At 57.7% G+C, this 19,183-nt stretch carries 18 protein-coding genes; 11 read left to right on the top strand and 7 right to left on the bottom strand.

All coding sequences use genetic code 11. The features are described from left to right. Window positions 1–15 precede the first annotated feature (15 nt). From ACN1C3_RS07840 to ACN1C3_RS07830, 3 genes are all read left to right on the top strand, one after another. Window positions 16–1,116, top strand: coding sequence for an efflux RND transporter periplasmic adaptor subunit (locus tag ACN1C3_RS07840; RefSeq protein WP_419115237.1), 1,101 nt, complete (start codon window positions 16–18; stop codon window positions 1,114–1,116). 6 nt (window positions 1,117–1,122) lie between these two features. Beyond that, on the top strand, window positions 1,123–4,194 hold the full coding sequence (locus ACN1C3_RS07835; RefSeq protein WP_419115236.1) for an efflux RND transporter permease subunit: 3,072 nt from the start codon (window positions 1,123–1,125) through the stop codon (window positions 4,192–4,194). 212 nt (window positions 4,195–4,406) lie between these two features. Next, entirely contained in the window at window positions 4,407–5,762 is a 1,356-nt protein-coding gene (locus ACN1C3_RS07830) for a Fic family protein (protein WP_419115264.1), read from the top strand. A 42-nt stretch (window positions 5,763–5,804) separates the two neighbouring features. On the opposite strand, the gene ACN1C3_RS07825 is transcribed toward ACN1C3_RS07830, so the two are convergent. The 5 genes from ACN1C3_RS07825 to ACN1C3_RS07805 form a co-directional block, all read right to left on the bottom strand. Further along, window positions 5,805–6,494, bottom strand: a complete 690-nt coding sequence (locus ACN1C3_RS07825) for a DUF4197 domain-containing protein (RefSeq protein ID WP_419115235.1) — start codon at window positions 6,492–6,494, stop codon at window positions 5,805–5,807. Between the two features lie 27 nt (window positions 6,495–6,521). Then, window positions 6,522–6,920: a YbaY family lipoprotein gene (locus tag ACN1C3_RS07820; protein ID WP_419115234.1), complete on the bottom strand. Its 399-nt coding sequence runs from the start codon at window positions 6,918–6,920 to the stop codon at window positions 6,522–6,524. Between the two features lie 115 nt (window positions 6,921–7,035). Then, window positions 7,036–7,734 (bottom strand): YbaY family lipoprotein, encoded by a 699-nt coding sequence (locus ACN1C3_RS07815; RefSeq protein WP_419115233.1) that lies wholly within the window; start codon window positions 7,732–7,734, stop codon window positions 7,036–7,038. A gap of 128 nt (window positions 7,735–7,862) precedes the next feature. Further along, on the bottom strand, window positions 7,863–10,358 hold the full coding sequence (gene plsB / locus ACN1C3_RS07810) for a glycerol-3-phosphate 1-O-acyltransferase PlsB (protein WP_419115232.1): 2,496 nt from the start codon (window positions 10,356–10,358) through the stop codon (window positions 7,863–7,865). A gap of 240 nt (window positions 10,359–10,598) precedes the next feature. Beyond that, window positions 10,599–10,976, bottom strand: a complete 378-nt coding sequence (locus ACN1C3_RS07805) for a hypothetical protein (protein WP_419115231.1) — start codon at window positions 10,974–10,976, stop codon at window positions 10,599–10,601. A 199-nt stretch (window positions 10,977–11,175) separates the two neighbouring features. On the opposite strand from ACN1C3_RS07805, the gene ACN1C3_RS07800 reads away from it, so the two are divergent. From ACN1C3_RS07800 to def, 3 genes are all read left to right on the top strand, one after another. After that, window positions 11,176–11,367: a CsbD family protein gene (locus tag ACN1C3_RS07800; protein WP_419115230.1), complete on the top strand. Its 192-nt coding sequence runs from the start codon at window positions 11,176–11,178 to the stop codon at window positions 11,365–11,367. A gap of 176 nt (window positions 11,368–11,543) precedes the next feature. Further along, window positions 11,544–12,488, top strand: coding sequence for a YihY/virulence factor BrkB family protein (locus ACN1C3_RS07795; protein WP_419115229.1), 945 nt, complete (start codon window positions 11,544–11,546; stop codon window positions 12,486–12,488). Between the two features lie 2 nt (window positions 12,489–12,490). Continuing rightward, window positions 12,491–13,030 (top strand): peptide deformylase, encoded by a 540-nt coding sequence (def, locus tag ACN1C3_RS07790; protein ID WP_419115228.1) that lies wholly within the window; start codon window positions 12,491–12,493, stop codon window positions 13,028–13,030. Between the two features lie 5 nt (window positions 13,031–13,035). On the opposite strand, the gene ACN1C3_RS07785 is transcribed toward def, so the two are convergent. Next, window positions 13,036–13,458, bottom strand: a complete 423-nt coding sequence (locus ACN1C3_RS07785; protein WP_419115227.1) for a GNAT family N-acetyltransferase — start codon at window positions 13,456–13,458, stop codon at window positions 13,036–13,038. Window positions 13,459–13,851: 393 nt separating this feature from the next. On the opposite strand from ACN1C3_RS07785, the gene ACN1C3_RS07780 reads away from it, so the two are divergent. The 4 genes from ACN1C3_RS07780 to ACN1C3_RS07765 all read left to right on the top strand — a co-directional run bounded on the left by ACN1C3_RS07780 (window position 13,852) and on the right by ACN1C3_RS07765 (window position 17,347). Further along, window positions 13,852–14,793, top strand: coding sequence for a fatty acid desaturase (locus tag ACN1C3_RS07780; RefSeq protein WP_419115226.1), 942 nt, complete (start codon window positions 13,852–13,854; stop codon window positions 14,791–14,793). Window positions 14,794–14,803: 10 nt separating this feature from the next. Beyond that, window positions 14,804–15,595 carry a phosphate/phosphite/phosphonate ABC transporter substrate-binding protein gene (locus ACN1C3_RS07775; RefSeq protein ID WP_419115225.1) on the top strand — a complete coding sequence of 264 codons (792 nt, stop codon included), beginning with the start codon at window positions 14,804–14,806 and terminating at the stop codon, window positions 15,593–15,595. Between the two features lie 175 nt (window positions 15,596–15,770). Continuing rightward, the gene (locus ACN1C3_RS07770) at window positions 15,771–16,337 is read left to right on the top strand and encodes a sigma-70 family RNA polymerase sigma factor (protein WP_419115224.1); all 567 of its coding nucleotides are present in this window, start codon (window positions 15,771–15,773) and stop codon (window positions 16,335–16,337) included. Then, window positions 16,334–17,347 carry an ABC transporter substrate-binding protein gene (locus ACN1C3_RS07765; RefSeq protein WP_419115223.1) on the top strand — a complete coding sequence of 338 codons (1,014 nt, stop codon included), beginning with the start codon at window positions 16,334–16,336 and terminating at the stop codon, window positions 17,345–17,347. Before ACN1C3_RS07770 ends, ACN1C3_RS07765 begins: the two co-directional genes overlap by 4 nt. Window positions 17,348–17,472: 125 nt before the next feature. Here ACN1C3_RS07765 and gstA read toward each other — a convergent pair whose 3' ends face one another. Beyond that, window positions 17,473–18,075, bottom strand: a complete 603-nt coding sequence (gstA, locus tag ACN1C3_RS07760) for a glutathione transferase GstA (protein WP_419115222.1) — start codon at window positions 18,073–18,075, stop codon at window positions 17,473–17,475. Window positions 18,076–18,174: 99 nt separating this feature from the next. Between gstA and ACN1C3_RS07755 the strand changes: the two genes are divergently transcribed. Beyond that, entirely contained in the window at window positions 18,175–19,047 is an 873-nt protein-coding gene (locus ACN1C3_RS07755; protein ID WP_419115221.1) for a LysR family transcriptional regulator, read from the top strand. Window positions 19,048–19,183: the final 136 nt, after the last annotated feature.

Genomic DNA, 19,183 nt, shown 5'->3' with positions numbered 1-19,183 from the left:
GAAAGGTCCTTCACCATGTTCCGCTATGCCTTGCCCCTCGCGTTACCAGTCAGTCTGGCTTTTTTGCTGTCTGCGTGCGGTCACGAAGAGCCGGCGCAAATCGCTGTGCGTCCGGCTATGGTGGTTCAGCCAGAGCCTTCGGTTCAGGCGATGGACAGCTTTCCCGGTGAAGTTCGCGCACGGTATGAGCCGGATCTGGCGTTCCGCATCGGTGGCAAAGTCAGCCGACGACTGGTCGAAGAGGGGGAGCGGGTCAAGGCCAACCAGCCGCTGGCGGAGCTCGATCCCCAGGACGTGCGTCTGCAACTGGAAGCGACTCGAGCCCAGGTGGCCGCGGCCGAGGCCAATCTGAACATGGTGCACGCCGAGCGTGACCGCTACAAAACCTTGATGGACCGGCAGATGGTCAGCCGCTCGCAGTATGACAATGCAGAAAACCTGTATCGCTCAGGCGTTGCACGGCTCAAGCAGATCAAGGCCGAGTTTGATGTTTCCAACAATCAGGCCAGCTACGCAGTCCTGCGCGCGCCGCAGGATGGTGTGGTGGCCAAGCGCGCGGTCGAGGTCGGGCAAGTGGTGTCGGCCGGGCAGACGGTGTTCACCTTGGCCACCGATGGCGAGCGGGAAGTGCTGATCAGCTTGCCAGAACAAAGCGTTGGCCGTTTCAAGGTCGCTCAGGAGGTTTCGGTAGAGCTGTGGACGCAACCGGATCAGCGATTCGCCGGACGCATTCGCGAGCTGTCGCCGGCCGCCGATCCAAAATCCCGAACCTTTGCCGCCCGTATCACCTTCACCGCCGGTAAAGTCCCGGCAGAACTGGGCCAGAGCGCTCGGGTGTTCATTCAGACCGCAGGGGTCGTGCCACTGTCGGTACCGCTTTCGGCGCTCACCGCAGAAAACGGTGCAACCTACGTCTGGGTCGTCGGCGCCAACAACACGCTCAAACGCGCTCCAGTGCGCGTCGGTGCATTTGGCGAAAAAACCGTGCCGGTCCTTGAAGGCCTGAGCGCCAATGATTGGGTGGTGGCTGCGGGTGTGCACGTGCTTCACGAGGGCCAGCAAGTGCGCCCGGTGGATCGCTCCAATCGCGTGGTCAATCTGGCGGTCAAGGAGTAGTCCCCGATGGGTTTCAATCTTTCCGAATGGGCGCTGCGCAATCGCCAGATCGTACTGTTCCTGATGCTATTGCTGGCTGTTGTTGGCGCGCTGTCCTACACCAAACTGGGCCAAAGCGAAGACCCGCCGTTCACCTTCAAGGCCATGGTGATTCGCACCAACTGGCCGGGGGCAACGGCTCAGGAAGTATCGCGGCAAGTCACCGAGCGCATTGAAAAGAAGCTCATGGAAACCGGCGAGTACGAGCGGATTGTCTCGTTCTCCCGCCCCGGCGAATCCCAGGTGACCTTCATGGCCCGGGACTCGATGCATTCCGCGCAGATTCCCGAGTTGTGGTATCAGGTCCGCAAGAAGATCAGCGACATCCGCCAGACCTTGCCACCGGGTATTCAGGGGCCGTTTTTCAACGATGAATTCGGCACCACCTTCGGCAATATCTACGCGCTGACCGGCAGCGGTTTCGACTACGCGGTGCTCAAGGACTACGCCGACCGCGTTCAGATCCAGCTGCAACGGGTCAAGGATATTGGCAAGGTCGATCTGCTAGGTCTGCAGGACGAGAAGATCTGGATCGAGCTGTCCAACGTCAAACTGGCGACTCTCGGATTGCCGCTGTCGGCGGTACAGCAAGCCCTTGAAGAACAGAACGCGGTATCCACTGCGGGCTTCTTCGAGACCTCTAGCGAGCGCTTGCAATTGCGGGTCTCGGGGAATTTTCAGACCGTCGAAGAGATCAAGAGCTTCCCGATCCGGGTCGGTGATCGCACGTTCCGCATCTCCGATGTCGCCGATGTTCACCGCGGCTTCAACGACCCTCCGGCACCGCGCATGCGCTTTATGGGCGAAGACGCCATCGGTCTCGCCGTGGCGATGAAGGACGGCGGTGACATTCTGGTATTGGGCAAGGCACTGGAAGTCGAATTCGCCCGTATTCAGAAGAACCTCCCGGCCGGCATGGAACTGCGCAAAGTCTCCGATCAGCCGGCAGCGGTGAAAACCAGCGTCGGTGAATTTGTTCAGGTGCTGGTCGAAGCGCTGGCGATTGTGCTGCTGGTGAGTTTCTTCTCCCTAGGAGTGCGCACCGGCATGGTGGTAGCCCTGGCGATTCCGCTGGTGCTGGCGATGACCTTCGCCGCCATGTATTACCTGGGGATCGGCCTGCACAAGATTTCCCTCGGCGCGCTGGTACTGGCGTTAGGTTTGCTGGTGGACGACGCGATCATTGCCGTGGAAATGATGGCGATCAAAATGGAGCAGGGCTACGACCGGCTCAAGGCCGCCAGCTATGCCTGGACCAGCACTGCGTTTCCGATGCTCACCGGTACGTTGATCACCGCCGCAGGCTTCCTGCCGATTGCCACCGCGCAGTCCGGCACGGGTGAATACACCCGTTCGATCTTCCAGGTGGTGACCATCGCGTTGCTGGCGTCGTGGATTGCGGCCGTGGTGTTCGTGCCTTATCTCGGCGAAAAACTGTTGCCGGACCTGGCGAAGATTCATGCCGCCAAACATGGTACGGGTGACGGTCAACCGGACCCTTATGGCACGCCGTTTTATCAACGGGTACGGCGTCTGGTGGAGTGGTGCGTGCGGCGGCGCAAAACCGTCATCGGCCTGACCATCGTGCTGTTCGTGGCGTCGGTGGTGTTATTTCGCTTCGTACCGCAACAGTTCTTCCCGGCCTCCGGACGACTGGAACTGATGGTCGACCTCAAACTGGCCGAAGGCGCCTCGCTGAGCAACACTGCCGATCAGGTCAAGCGTCTGGAAGGGCTGCTTAAAGACCACGCCGGCATTGACAACTATGTGGCCTATGTCGGTACCGGGTCACCGCGTTTCTATCTGCCATTGGATCAGCAACTGCCGGCGGCGAGTTTTGCGCAGTTTGTCGTGCTGGCCAAGACCATTGAAGACCGCGAGAGCCTGCGCACCTGGCTGATCGAAACCCTCAACGAGCAATTCCCGGCGCTGCGTTCGCGGGTCACACGACTGGAGAACGGCCCGCCGGTTGGCTACCCCGTGCAGTTCCGGGTCACCGGCGAACACATCGAAGAAGTCCGTGCACTGGCGCGCAAAGTAGCGGCCAAGGTTCGGGAGAACCCTCATGTAGTCAACGTGCATCTGGACTGGGAAGAACCGAGCAAAGTCGTCTATTTGAACGTTGATCAAGACCGCGCCCGAGCGTTGGGCGTGAGCACGGCGAACCTGTCGAAGTTCCTGCAAAGCTCGCTCACAGGTTCCAGTGTCAGCCAGTACCGCGAAGACAATGAGTTGATTGAGATTCTGCTGCGCGGCACGTTGCATGAGCGCACTGAGCTGACCTTGCTGCCGAGCCTCGCGGTGCCGACCGACAACGGTAAAAGCGTGGCCCTGTCGCAGATAGGGACTCTGGAATATGGCTTTGAAGAAGGCATTATCTGGCACCGTAACCGTTTGCCGAACGTGACAGTGCGCGCGGACATTTACGGTCAGGAACAACCGGTGAGCCTGGTCCAGCAGATCCTGCCGACCCTGGAACCGATTCGTGCCGAGCTGCCTGACGGTTACTTGCTGGATGTCGGCGGTACGGTCGAAGACTCGGCCCGTGGGCAGAACTCGGTCAAGGCCGGTGTGCCGCTGTTCATTGTGGTCGTGCTGACCTTGCTGATGCTGCAACTGCGCAGCTTCTCACGCACGGCGATGGTGTTTCTCACTGCGCCACTGGGGCTGATTGGCGTCACGTTGTTCCTGCTGGTGTTCCGCCAGCCGTTCGGCTTCGTGGCGATGCTCGGGACCATCGCGCTGTCCGGGATGATCATGCGTAACTCGGTGATCCTGGTGGACCAGATCGAGCAGGACATCGCTGCCGGACTAAAACCATGGCAAGCCATCATCGAGGCCACGGTGCGACGTTTCCGGCCAATCGTATTGACTGCGCTGGCCGCCGTATTGGCGATGATTCCGCTGTCACGCAGCGTGTTCTTCGGGCCAATGGCTGTGGCGATTATGGGCGGGTTGATTGTCGCGACAGCGCTGACGCTGCTGTTCCTGCCTGCGCTGTATGCGGCGTGGTTCAGGGTGAAGAAAGAGCAGGCGTGATAAAACGGCACAGATGTGACCGTTCCCACGCTCCCGCGTGGGAATGCATCCCGTGACGCTCTGCGTCACATCCAGAGCGATTGCTGCGCGTCCATGGCGGTATTCCCACGCAGAGCGTGGGAACGAGCACTGTCTCAATTTTCATAAATATTGAGACAGTGCTGTGTTTGTGCTGTACTCAGAGCTCAGTTTTTTGCTTTTTTGAGACAGCAATGATCAAAAGTCCTCCCGCAAACCCGGACAGCGTTTTCGATCTGTTGGGCAAATCTCCCTATAAGGAGAAGTTGCCCGACTATCTGGCGTTGCTTAAACCGTTGGATGACCAAGGGCGTTATCTGCCGTTCGACGAATTGCGTTATCGCTGGGCGCCGGGCCTTGATTCAACCTTGTGTTGGGCGCTCGTCAAGAAAGCCCGCACTGCTCAATATTCCAGCCTTCTGCCATTGGGGGAACCCACTCAATGGGGCAAGTTCATCCTCACGCCGCTCGCACAGAAGACCCTCTCGACCGTTGACCGCCAGGCGACCACCGCAGCTTTTGAGTACATGACCAGCAAGATCGGTGAGCGAGCGCATTTCAATTATCTACTCAATGATTTGATCGAAGACGAGGCCATCAGCAGCAGCCAGCTCGAGGGCGCAGCCACCACCACGCAGGTGGCCAAAGATATGCTCAAGCGCAACCGGCTGCCGCGCACCCCCGATGAACGGATGGTTATCGGCAACTATAAAATGATGATCTTTGCCTGGGACAAACGCCATGAGCCGCTGAGTATCGAGTTGATAACGCAGCTCCACCGGGTCGGTGTCGAGGGCATCGATGATGGCCAGTACTCACCGGGCGCTTTCAGGCTTAATGACGAAGTTGTCGTCCAGGACGGTATAGGCAACACGGTCCATACGCCGCCACCGGCAGCGGGAATCCAGGCCAGGCTCCATGCGCTGTCGAACTGGATCAATCAATCCCACAACGACCCTACGCATGACGACTACCTTCATCCGCTGATCAAGGGCATTGCCCTGCATTTTGCCCTCGGTTACGAACACCCTTTTCGTGATGGTAATGGTCGTGTGGCGCGAGCGTTGTTTTATTGGTTTATGTTCAAGAATGACTTCTCGGCGTTCCGCTACATCGCCATCAGCCTCTTGTTGCGCAATGCGCCGGTGAAATATGGCCGGTCCTATTTGCATACCGAAACGGACGACCTGGATCTGACTTATTTCATCGATTACCAGTGCTCGGTGATCGTCCGTGCGGTGACCGGGTTCACCGCGGCTTATCAGAAAAGTCTGGCGTACGCTGAGGGCTTTGATCGATGGCTGGAAGAGTCCGGGCTTTTCAAGCAACTGAGCGAAAAGCAACGGACCGTGTTTCAGGTGGCCAAGAGCGGCATGGCCAAGGAGTTCACGGCAGTGAATGTGAAAGAAAATCTGAGTTGCTCGTACAACACGGCGTCGGCCACGTTGAATGGATTGGTAGAGCTGAAGGTTTTCGAGAAAAGAAAGCAGGGCCGTGAGTGGGTTTTCTTTCTGCGCGACACCCAGGACATCAAAAAAGCCTGGGCATAGGAGCAGGCGAAGGCCGCCAGCTCCTGCGGGCCGCGTAATCGTCTACAACGAACCAAACACCTTCTTCGCCAGGCTGGTCGCCGCTGCCGCCGGGTTCTGGCGGATGCTTTCTTCCTGTTTGCCAATCATTTCGAACAGGCCGTTCAGCGCCTGCTCTGTGACATAACCTTCGATATTGGCATCTTTCGCGTCCAGCACGCCGAGGGTCGCGGCTTGGGCGGCGAAGGAGTTGTATTGCTTGGCCAGGCCGACCTTATCGGTTGCTTGCTTGACGATCGGCAGGAACTTGACGCGAATCTGCTCGCGGCTGGATTTGTTCAGGTATTGGGTCGCCGAATCGTTGCCGCCACTGAGAATGGCTTTGGCATCGTCCACGCTCATCTTCTTCACCGCATCCACAAGCAACGTCTGAGCTTGCGGCACTGCGGCTTCGGCTGCTTTGTTCATGCTGGCTTCCAGCTCATCAACCTGGGCGCCCATGCCGAATTGCTTCATCTTTTTGGCAACCTTGCCCAGTTGGCCCGGCAACTCGATCTTCACCTCTGGATTGTTGCTGAAACCGCCTGGAGTACCCAGTTGTTTCACGGCGATTTGCGCACCTTGGGTCAAGGCATCCTTGAGCCCGCCGGTGGCGTCCTTTTGCGAAAGATCGCTGAGGGACAAAGCCAGCGCACTGGCAGAAATCAACAAGCCCGCACACAAGCTGGCGAAGCGAATGGAAGGACGGAGCATGGCAGCTTCCTTAATCAAGAGAGGGGATTAACGTACCGCGTTGACGCGGATTTTCAACGGCTGCGGATTTTTGCCGTCAAGTTGTACGCCGTGATGTTCGGTGGAAATGAACACTAGCTTGCCGTCCACTTCGATGCGCGCGCTGACCGAGTAGCGATGGCCGGGTTTAACCTGACTGGGGTCATAGCTGAGGTGAAAAGGCAGTGGCACCTGGCCTTTGATCGGCCCGCTTTGTTCGTCCAGTACGATGGCTGGGGCGTCGGCGAGGGAAACGTCCTGCAGGCTGACGCTCAGGGTCGCGGTTGGCGGCAGGGCGATGCGTTGCAGGTAGAACACTTCGCCGTCGAGGCTAGCCTTTGGCGCAGTTTGAATGGTTTGGCAGGCACCGAGTAAAGCGGCTAGACCCAGTAGTGCGAGTTTTTGCATGAGATAAATCCCTATCGTTGACGCCTGAAGAAGACTGGCGCCAACGACAATTTAACGGATTTTCCCGAGAAAAGTGTTGGCAGATTGACTAAAGAAACGCTGACGAGAGTTCAGCCTACTGCGCGGAAGTGACTGCTGAGCCAAATGAAACAGTGGGTTGTGCAGGCTTCAATACATAGAGACTGCGCAGAGGATGGGCGCCATCTTCGCCTTTGTCCTTGCCGCGGCTGATTGAACCGGTCAGTTTGTAGCGTTGGCCAGGTTTTACTTTGTCAGTGTCATAGCGAACGTAAAACGGTCGAGGTGAGCCTTGCAGAAATTTGCTTTCATTAAGTAAGTCTCCCGGAGCCCCGGTCTCGGAAATTTCTGTGAGTTTCAGAGTGATAACAGAATCGGCCGGATACGGGTATCTGAACATGGCAAGATTCTCTACGGTCAGGGTACCTGGCGAATCGAGGTAGATGGTTTTCTGTTCCCGCACACTATTGTCGGTTGCGTCGGTATCTTTCCAATAAATATTGAATAAGTGTTCCGAACAGCTGAACAATGAAGCGCCGTCCCGTGCCAGTTCGAGACTCATCGAATAACGTGCCAGACCTGTCGGATTGACGACGTCGAAGGACATCGTTTCAAGTGCATTGGCTAATTGATTCGTTCCCCATGCAACGATAGAAACCGGATTTTCAGCTGATGTGATATCTCGGATAACCAGATTGGCACTCATGCCTTCCCACGAAATAACCTCTTGCGGGTAGACAAAGTTGAGGGTGAGGGTTTTTACCTTGTCCATGGTTTGTACAGTTTCGCTGCTCATGGTGATTTCCTTATCATTAACGTTGAAAAGCCAACGTACTGAGTAGCGTAGTCAGAGATTTAGGTAGAAATTCCTTCAAGGAAGCATCCTTGCTTCTTTGCCGAATTATCTGACGCTTCAGCCGTTATCTATCCGATGTTTTCTGGCTGATCGGCCGCATCTTCACTGCGATGCAACGCCACCTGACGAATCGACAAGCGAATCTCCGCCGGTAATACACGCTTGGCCGCGCCTTCGGCCAGTTCGCCGAGCAGTGTGTGATAGCTCAGTTTGCCGGCTTCATCGCGACGCAATACGTCGAGATCCAGCAGTGTTTGAATGAAGTGACGGAACAGGCTTTTGTCGAAGAATTCCGGCGCGTTCAGGCCATGCAGGATCGACAGGCGCTGGGCCATGACGGTGCAGAGGTCTTCCAGTTCTTCAGCGCTGATGCTGTTCTGGCCGCTGTTGAGCAGCAGCGAGATGGCCATGTAGAAACGCTGCAGGGTTTGCGCGATGCTTTTGGACAATAAGGTCAGCAGCACAAAATGCCGCGAACTCGGTGCCGGGCGCAGGTAGACCTCTTTCTCGAAGCGCAGCAGGCCTTGTTCGACGAAGGCTTCCAGCCATTGATCGATCACCGCATCCAGTTCGTCCAGCGACCAACGGATAAACAGCTCCGATTGCAGGTACGGATACAGAGCGCGGGCGTAGCGCAGGATCTGTTCGCGACTCATGCGCGAGCTGCTCTGGAAGAAGCTCGCCAGCAGCGCCGGCAGGGCAAAGATGTGCAGCACGTTGTTGCGGTAGTAGGTCATCAGAACGGCGTTCTGCTCGTCCAGATAAAGGATCTTGCCCAAGGCATCGCTCTGCTCGGACAGCAGGTCCATGTCTTTCACATGCTCGATCAGCGCGCGGCCGTCACCTTCCGGCAGCGTGGTGTGGGGCGAGTAGGGCACGCGGCGCAACAACGCCAGATACAGGTCAAGGACCCGCGCCATGGCCCGATCATCCAGCGCCAGACGACTGGTGGAGAGCAAGGCCAGTGCCACCAGGTTGACCGGGTTGATCGCTGCTGCTTCGTTCAGGTGCTGAGCCACACGCTCGCCGAGGCGGTTGGTGGTTTCGTTCAGCCATGCCGGGCGGAACTGCGGACCCAGTTCCTGGGAGCGCCAATCTGGCTGTTCCTGGTCGAGGAATTCCGCCAGCTTGATCGGCTCGCCAAAGTTGACCGCGACTTGGCCGAAACGCTGTTTGAGGGCGCCGATGACCTTGAAGATGTCAAAGATCGATTCTTTTTTCTTGGTCGCTCCGCGCAACTCGCCGAGGTAGGTCCGGCCTTCGAGAACGCGCTCATAGCCGATGTACACGGGGATGAAGACAATTGGCATCCGCGATGAGCGCAGAAAGCTGCGCAGGGTGATCGCCAGCATCCCGGTCTTGGGTTGCAGCATGCGTCCGGTGCGCGAGCGGCCGCCTTCGACGAAGTACTCCACCGGGAAGCCTTTGGTGAACAAAGTGTGCAGGTATTCGTTGAACACCGAGGTGTAGAGCGGGTTGCCCTTGAAGGTACGGCGCATGAAAAACGCCCCGCCACGGCGCAGCAGACTGCCGATTACCGGCATGTTGAGGTTGATCCCGGCGGCGACGTGCGGCGGGGTCAGGCCGTTGCGAAACAGCAGATAGGACAGCAGCAGATAGTCGATATGGCTGCGATGGCACGGCACATAGATCACTTCGTGACCTTGGGCGACGGCCTGCACACCTTCGATGTGGTTGACCTTGATGCCGTCGTAGATCTTGTTCCAGAACCAGCTCAGCACCACTTCGAGAAAACGGATCGCGGTGAAGGTGTAGTCCGAAGCGATTTCATTGCCGTAGCGCAGCGCCTGAGCCTTGGCCTTCTCCGGGGAGATGTTTTCGCGTTCGGCTTCTTCAAGGATCGCCTGTTTGACCAGCGGCTGATTCAGCAGGCCCTTGACCAGATTGCGCCGGTGGGAAATGTCCGGACCGATCACCGCCGCTTTCAGGTTGCGGAAATGCACCCGCAGAATCCGCTGGGCCATGCGTACAGTGCGCTCGTGGCCTTTGTTGTGTTCGATCAGTTCACGCAGATGAATAGGCGCCGAGAACTGCACGCGGGTCTTGCGCCCCAGAATCATGATGCTCAGCAGGCGACGCAGACGCCCGGTGACGGCCCAACTGTCGGCGAACAGCAGCTTCCACGGGCTCGATTCGCTGTCCGGGGATTGGCCCCAGAACACGCTGACCGGGATGATTTGTGCGTCGTCAACCGCGTTCTGGCTCAAGGCGCTGACCAGTCGGGTCAACGTTGGCGGCGCGCCGCGTTTGTCCTGGCGGCCAAGCCAATCGGGCTCCGGCGTCAGGTAGAAGAACGCGGCAGGTTCCAGCAGATTGCCCACCGACACCGGCAACACCGGGCGTGGCAGACCGGCTTTGCCGCACTCGGTGTCGAGCACGGCCAGATCGGTCAGCGATGGGTTTTGCAGGACGTAGAACACCGGACGACTGCGGTCGAGTTTGAGGGTGAAGGACGACTGGTTGATCGTCTCCGAGCGAACCCAGAGGTACAACAGTCGGCGCAAGGCGCCAAACACTAGACGGCGGAACGGGGAGCGGGTCATACGGCTTCTGCGTTAGTTAAAAAAACCGAGCAGATGCTCGGGCCCGGTAGTGTGCCGTATTCACCGAAAATCGGCAAAAAAGCGGGGAAGTAAACTTGAGTTGAGGGTTTTTATGCCGGTCTTGCATTCAGCCCTGTTCAGAGCAGTATCCAGATCCGGTGTTACAGGCATAAAAAATCCGGAATCTTTATCGGATTCCGGATTTTTCGGTGACGTGTAGTGCGTTGGAAACTTCGGCGGTTACAGCAAAAACTTCGCGAAATTCACGCCAGTACCGGCCGGGCGCACGTCTTCAAGGAAGGCGTCCTTGTCGGCACTCAACTCCAGGCTCACGGTAGGCTTGCGTTTGCCTTGGTTGCGCACCACCAGGCCTTCCATCTTCTCACGCAGAAACACGGTTGGCACTTTCAGGTGCAGCAACTGGTCGGTGCTCGGGGTGTGCAGCAACAAGTGAATCCACTCGTACTGACCGATGGCCAGGCGGCTGACGGGGATATCGAACCACCAGATGTTCTTGTTGCGGTTCAGTTCAGTGAAATGGCAGTTATTGACGCCCAGCACGGCGCCGCCGAGTTCCTGGTTTCTGCGGGCAATGGCCTGCGCTTTATCGAGTTTCATAACATTCCTACGGGTTGGATCTTCAGCGCCATGGCCTGAATACGTTGCGCATTCTCGGGGGTTGAGGGGTAAACATAAAGCCAAACCTGCACGCGGCGATGAAATGACGCCGTGAAAATAAATGAAACTCTGCGTACTGGGGCCGGGTCAATCTTTACGTACGGACACTGATACCCCTTTTTCTACCGGGAGAAACACCATGAGTAGCACTGGCGATAAGATCAAAGGCACCGCGAACGAAGTGGCGGGTAGTGTAAAACAGGGCGTGGGTAAAGCCACGGGCAACGACAGGCTGCGGGCCGAAGGCAAAGCTCAGGAATTGAAGGGCGATGCGCAAAAGGCTAAAGGCCAGGTCAAAGATGCGATCAAGAAAACGATTGATAAAGCCTGACGTGGACGTCGGTTTGATTGCAGCTGAACGGCCATCCGCGGATGGCCGTTTTTGTGTCGGTCATTGGCGTTTAAACAACGAAATTGTTTCAACGTGGTCAACTAAGCTACTTTGATGAAAGAAAACGGTCCCTGAGTCGCCACCGACTTCAACCCTTTTGCGGCGAAGGAGACGCTATGATTTTTCCGGATTTGAAAGGTTTGCCCCTGCACCGTGTTTTGACGCGAACGGTCACCGAATTCATCGATGACGAGATGTCGACTTATGCTTCGGCGCTTGCCTACCAGATGTTGTTCTCGCTGTTTCCCTTCCTGCTGTTTCTCATCGCCCTGATCGGCTTCCTGCACCTGCCGGACTTCTTCTCCTGGCTGCGTCTTCAATCGGAACTGGTGTTACCGCCCCAGGCCCTCGAACAAGTAAACCCGGTGATCGACCAGCTCCAGCAATCCAAGGGTGGGCTGCTCTCGGCGGGTATCGTGATTGCACTGTGGACCGCGTCCGCTGGCGTGCGGCTGATGATGAGCGCCATGAACGCCGCTTACGATGTGGTCGAAAGGCGCCCGATCTGGAAGCGCTTTCCACTGTCGATTTTCTACACCGTCGGCATCGCCGGGATGCTCCTGGCTGCCGCCGCCTTGATGGTCCTGGGGCCGCAAGTGATGGAATGGCTGGCAGGGCAGATCGGCATGGAGGATTTTATCGTCACCGTCTGGACCGTTGTGCGCTGGCCATTGATCGTGGTGCTGCTGATGGTCGCCGTGGCATTGATCTATTACGTCATGCCGGATGTGAAGCAGGAGTTCCGCCTTATTACCGCGGGCTCAGTGCTGGCAGTGGTGGTGTGGATCCTCGCCTCACTGGGTTTCGGTTATTACGTGAAAGCCTTCGCCGATTACAACGCTATGTATGGCAGTATCGGCGCGATCATCGTATTGCTGCTGTATTTCTATATTTCTGCGGCGGCATTGTTGCTTGGCGCGGAAATGAATGCAGTGATCGACCATATGTCGGCTCAAGGCAAGCATCCTGGCGAAAAGGACCTCGACGAGCACGACGACAAACACCACGTTTCGGGACTGGGACGGGATCACTCGCTCAACCCGACCATTGATGAAGTCTGAACATGATCCGTGAAATTCTGAAAATGGGCGATGAGCGCCTGCTGCGCATTGCCCCGCCGGTACCGTCCGAAATGTTCGACAGCCCGGAACTCTGGCAGTTGATCGATGACATGTTCCAGACCATGGAGCATGTGGGGGGTGTGGGCCTGGCCGCGCCGCAGGTGGGCGTCGACCTGCAATTGGTGATCTTCGGCTTCGAGCACAGTGAACGCTATCCGGACGCGGAAGCCGTTCCGCAGACGATTCTGATCAACCCGCTGATCACGCCGTTGAATCCGATTCTGGAAGAGGGCTTCGAAGGTTGTCTGTCGGTGCCGGGGTTGCGCGGTGCCGTGGAGCGTTATCAGCAGATTCGCTATGAAGGTTTCGATCCCAAGGGCCAACCCATCGTGCGCATCGCTTCAGGTTTCCATGCCCGCGTCGTGCAACATGAATGCGATCACTTGATCGGCCGGTTGTATCCGTCGCGGATCAGCGACTTCAGCAAGTTTGGTTTTATCGACGTGATGTTTCCGGATATGGATCCTGCAGCGGACGATTGAGTCGATTAATCGCGAACCAACGGTTCTATACCCATGGCAATCAAGGGTTTAGTGCGAGCGTAGCGAGCCAGACGATCTGTCAGGGACTGCGGCAGCTGCGGGTCGATGGAAAACCCCACTCCCTCGTAGAACGTTTGCAGGTCCGGGTGGCAGAACAGCCAGACCGGTCCATTGATAGGCGCAACGGCACGCTCGACCAACTGCGTGCCAATCCTTTGGCCCCGGCAGGCCGGATCGACAAACAACCCCGTCAACCAATGCCCTTGAGCAACTGGCGACAGGCACAATCCGGCAACGATCCCTTCTCGTTTGGCTACCCACAATTGCCCCTCGCTGGCAGCGCGCATCGGCGAATTGTGCAGGCGATAGAACTTATTGAGCAGGGGGCGTAGAGGCTCGGCAAGCGGGCTGAAATGAAGGTCTGGCATGGTTGAGAGGATTTCTATGGCAGGTGATGAAGGGCAAAAAATTATAAATCGCTGAAATAAAACTCTGCCGCGCAATAGGTGTTATACCTCATGTTACATCCCGTATGAGTGGAGCGTGCATCATGGCCAAAGGCATGGATTCAAAGAAAGCTGCAAAGAAAAAACCGGCAAAAACCGCCGATGAAAAACGCGCAGACAAGAAAGCCAAAAAGGTCGGCGTGTTCGGTCACTGAGTCGTCTTTCACGGAGCCCGGCAATCGGGCTCCGCTTTCATTTCTAAGTTTTCACTTCCAAGTAAGTACCAATCGATCTGCAAGATTTCCCTGAGTTATTGCACAGAGAGGGATGACGTCGACGTTCGTCTGTCGGCGGTTCCCTGCTTTGAGCGATGCCATGTCCAATTATCTTGATCAAGCCCAACGTGAAGAAATCGAAGTCCTGAAACGGAGCCTCACCGGTCGCACGGAGTGGCCGACCTGGCTGTTACTGATCGGTGTCTATGGCGCCTGGTTTGGCGTGCTGCTGGCCAGTCCGTGGCTCGGGTTATGGCTGAGTACTGCGCTGCTGATCCCCATCGTGGTGCTGTGGATGTCGGTGCAGCACGAGCTGTTGCACGGACATCCGACGCGCCTTACTTGGCTGAACAAGATCCTGGGTTATGCGCCGTTTGCGGTCTGGTATCCCTACACGCTGTATCGCGATAGCCATTTGCTGCATCACCGTGACGAAGACCTGACCTTGCCCGGTCGCGACCCTGAAAGCCGCTACCTGAGCCGCCACCAATGGCAGGGCAGCTCGTTGCTTGAACAAGGCCTGCACTGGCTGAACAAGACGGTGTTCGGCCGTCTGCTATTGGGTGCGCCACTGGCTTTGCTGGGGTTGGCGAAGGACGAGTTGCAGCGCTTGCGTCGAGGCGAACGACAGGCGTGGCGGATGTGGCTGACCCACGGCGCGCTGACGTTATTGATGCTGGGTTTCATCGCTCGCTACAGTCTGGTGCCGGTCTGGCATTACCTATTACTGATCAGCGTGCCGGCGTTGTCGGTGGCGATGATCCGCTCCTACTATGAACATCGCCCACACGCTCAAGCCGAGCAACGCACGGTGATCAACGAAGCGGCGTGGCCCTGGACCTGGTTGTTTCTCAATTTGAACCTGCATTTGGTGCATCACGACTTGCCGGGGTTGCCCTGGTACTACTTGCCTCGTGTGTACCGTGCCCGCCGTGAGCAGTGGCTCAGGCGCAGTGGCGAATTTTTGGTGCAAGGCTATGGTGAGTTGTTTCGTCGACATGGGCTGACGGCGGTGGACAGCCCAGAGCATCCGTTTAGTTGAGAAAACAATAATGACGTCACGCTATGCAGAACTATTGATGTACGTCGCACCCGAACAGGTACGGCAGGCCAACGAACAATGGCTGACGCGTATCCTCGAACGGCTCGACGTCAACCGTCGCAGCGCCGAGGGTCTGGCATTGATGCAGCTCTGGCTCGCCCCGCAACTGCTGCTGACCCAGACCTGTGGTTATCCGCTGATGACAGCCTTGCGCGGACAGGTCCGGGTGATCGGCCGACCTCGCTATGAGCTACCCGACAGCTCTGGCGGCAACCATTGCAGCCTGCTGCTGACCCGTACCGATGAACCCCGCCGGACTCTGGCGGCGCTGTTTGACAGTCGTGGCGTAATCAATGGCGAGGACTCCAACAGCGGGATGAACCTGTTGCGCCACCGGCTCGCACCGCTGCAACAGGACGGTCGGTTTTTCTCCAGTGTCTCCATCAGCGGCAGCCACCGCGAGAGCCTGCGCTGGTTGCGTGAAGACAAGGCGGATCTCGCGGCTATCGACAGCGTCACCTTTGCCTACCTGGCGCGTTATGCCGAGGAGGAAGTCGCCGGTTTGCGAGTGGTGGCGCGCAGTGCGTTCAGCCCGACCTTGCCGTATATCGGTGCCGCTGGGTTGTCTGATGAGCAGTCTGAGCGGATTCGTGGGGCGATGAACCTGACGTTGCAGGCATTGCCTGAGGTGGGTGAGACCCTTGGGCTGAGGGAGGTTTTGCCGGCCTCTGAACGCGATTACCAAATCCTTCTTGATTATCAACAAGAGGCCGAGGAGCTTGGTTTTGGTCGATTGCGCTGAAGGCTTGGCGCCAGTCAGTTAATCATTGGGTTTGCCAAAAGATCTTGCTTGGCGCGTAATTCCAAAAATACATATAAAAATGCTTTTTAAGTATTATTAAAGAATAAGTCTCCTTGCTAGGATCGCGTCACCGGAACACCGGACATACAGCGCAACCATTTCTATTGGAGCCTCCATGTCCGGCGCCGACACTTCTCACAGCGAATACGTGGGCGGATTGTTCCGCAGTCATTACCCATGGCTGTGCGCACGATTGCGCCGCCATCTGGATTCCAGCGCCAATGCAGAAGACATTGCCGCCGACACCTTCGTCCAACTGCTGAGCAACCCGGGGCTGATCCCTATCCATCAGCCGCGGGCGCTGCTGACCACCATTGCCCAGCGCTTGATGTACCAGCTCTGGCGCCGCCGCGATCTGGAACACAGTCACCTCGCAGCCTTGCAGCAAGACGAAGAATTCCAAGGGGCGTCACCTCAGGCTCTGGCGCAAGTACTCGAAACCCTGCACGGCATCGACCGTCAGCTCAAACGCTTGCCGGTCAAGGTCCGGGCGACTTTCCTGCTGGCCAGGGTCAATGGCCTGACCTATCCCGAAGTCGCCGAGGAGCTTGGGATTTCCCAACGTTCGGTGAGTGATTACATGGTCCGCTCAAGCGCTGTCTGTGCGCCGTGGAATGCCGCGAACCACCCTGGTGCCAACCCACCATTACTCCGACAACCCCCCATTCAGAGGTCCGCATGAGATCGATCAAAACCCTGCTCGGCAGCTCGCTGCTGGCGCTAAGCCTCCTGGCACAACAGGCACCCGCCGCCGAGAAATCTGCGCCGATCCACTTCGGCGACATCACCTGGGAAAGCGGCAGCCTGATCACCGAGATCCTGCGTTTGATCGTCGAGAAAGGTTACGGCTACCCGACCGACACGATGCCGGGCAGCACCGTCAGCCTCGAAGCGGCGCTGGCCAAGAACGACATCCAGGTGATCGGTGAAGAGTGGGCCGGGCGCAGTCCGGCCTGGATAAAGGCGCAATCGGAGGGCAAGGTGTTTGGCCTCGGTGACACGGTCAAAGGCGCAACGGAAGGCTGGTGGGTTCCGGAATATGTGATCAAGGGCGACCCGGAGCGTGGCATCAAGCCTTTGGCTCCGGAGCTGAAGTCTGTCGCCGATCTGGCGCGCTACAAGGATGTGTTCCGTGATCCCGAAGATCCGACCCGCGGGCGGTTCCTCAACAGCCCGACCGGCTGGACCTCGGAAATCGTCAACAGCCAGAAACTCAAGGCTTATGAGCTGACTGATAGCTTCGTCAACTTCCGCACCGGCTCCGGTGCGGCGCTGGATGCAGAGGTCGCCTCATCGATCCGTCGCGGCAAACCGGTGCTGTTCTACTACTGGTCACCGACGCCGTTGCTGGGTCGGTTCAAACTGGTAAAACTCGAAGAGCCGGCGTTCGATGCCCAGGCCTGGAAAACCTTGGCCGATGCCAACAACCCGCATCCCAAGGGCACTCGCTCGATGCCCGCGAGCCTGGCCATTGGCGTCTCCGCACCGTTCAAAGCGCAATACCCGGATCTGGTGGCGTTCTTCGAGAAAGTCGACTTGCCGATCAATCTGCTGAACCAGACCCTCGGCCAAATGAGCGAAAAACGCCAGCAACCGAGACAGGTTGCCGAAGCGTTTCTGAAGGATCAGCCGCAGGTGTGGCAGGGTTGGGTGCCTGCTGAGGTGGCGACGCGGGTGAGTGGGAGTTTGTAGAGGGATTCGATTATTTGCCTGATGTTTCAAGGGCGCCTGAGACATCGCATTCGCGGGCAAGCCCGCTCCCACAAGCATTGTGTAGCCCCAGTGGGAGCGGGCTTGCCCGCGAATGAACTAAAGACTTACGCCATCTCCGCAACCAACGCCGCTTTAACCGTCGCACGCTCGCCGATCCGCGCCTGAAAGCGCTCCAGAGCCGGCCATTGCCCCAGATCGATGGCAAACAACGGCGTCCAGCGCAATACGCTGAACAGATAGGCATCGGCAATACTGAACTGCTCACCCATCAGGTAATCCTGCTGCTCCAGTGTCCGGGTCAGTATCGCGAAGCGCTTGAACAGTTTCTCTCGGAAAATCGCCTTCACGTCATCGGGAATCGAGCTGTTGAACAGTAGCCCCAATCCACCATGAATCTCACTGGAGACGAAGTTCAGCCATTCCTGCAAACGCGCTCTTTCCCAGGTTCCGTTAGCCGGTGCCAGACCTGCTTGCGGCTTGAGATCGGCGAGGTATTGCAGGATGGCCGGGCCTTCGGTCAGCACCTGTGCGTTATCCAGCTGTAAGGCCGCGACATAACCTTTGGGATTGATGGCGAGAAAGTCGGCGCCATCGAGGGTCTTCTTGGTGGTGTTGTCGACACGGATCAGTTCGAACGCAAGATCCAGTTCACGCAGGACAATGTGCGGCGCCAACGAGCAGGCTTGAGGGGCGAAATACAACTTCATGGAGAGGACTCTTCTGGACGGTTTTGATCAGTGTCATAGTCGTCGCCATCATCCGTAAAATTACTCTTTCAGAACGTACCCATAAGGACAGCTACTGCCATGATGAACCTGATGCATTGGCGCATGCTGGTGGCGGTGGCGGATGCCGGCAATATCACTCGCGCCGCCGAGCGCGTCGGCATGACCCAGTCCGGCGCCAGCCAGGCACTGGGGTTGCTCGAAGACATGCTCGGCGTGCAGCTGTTCACCCGGGAAAACCGCCAGACTCTACCGACCGCAATCGGCCTGCAAGTGATCGAGCAGGCGCGGTTGATGCTCGGGGCGCTGGAGACCATTCGCACCACCGTCGATGCCGCGAAAGACATTCAACGCGGCACGATCCGTCTGGCGAGTTTCCCTATGGTGCTGGCCACCTTCCTGCCGCCGCTGCTGCGCCAATTCAATCAGCTTTATCCCGGTATTCAGGTGGTGGCGCTGGAGGTCAGCGATGACGAAGTCGAAAACCTGCTCAGTGCCGGCCTGATTGATGTGGGCGTCGTGTTGAATCCGCCTGCCGAGCGCAGCGCAGGTTTGTTGGGGCGCGATAACTGGGTGGCAGTACTGCCGATAGGTCATCCGCTGGCCCGGCGCCCAAACGAGGCCAGTGTGTCGCTGGCAGAGTTGAGCGCACAGCCTTTCGTTCTGGCCACCGGTGGTTGTTCGGTCAATGCGCGTAGCCTGGCGGCGGACGCCGGTCTTGCGTTGCTCGACGTCCGGGTTGAGGTTCGCGAGTGGAGTAGTGCTTTCACGCTGGTTCGGGAAAATGTCGGTGTGACGGTGGTGCCGGAAATGACCCTGCCAACTGATCGCAAAGGACTGCGCATCGTCCCGCTGACCACGCCGATTCATCGGGAGTTCGCGCTGGTGGTGCCACAGGGCAGGGTACCGTCAGCGGCGGTGCAAGCGTTGTTGGAAATGCTGCGCCCGGCTTAGCGGTTTATGATATCGGCAGCCAAAAAGAGCAATGCCAGCCAGTTAAGGGTATGTGTAGGAGCGTTCGCTTAACTTACCGGCATTGGTCAAAAAGGGTTCTCTTCCAGGCATTGCAGCCTGATAGAGAAACCCTCTT

The organism is Pseudomonas sp. H11T01, from assembly GCF_048515765.1.
In the GTDB taxonomy this organism is placed as follows: domain Bacteria; phylum Pseudomonadota; class Gammaproteobacteria; order Pseudomonadales; family Pseudomonadaceae; genus Aquipseudomonas.
The sequence above is the reverse complement of the archived record's forward strand: the minus strand, read 5'-3'. Positions and strand labels throughout refer to the sequence as shown.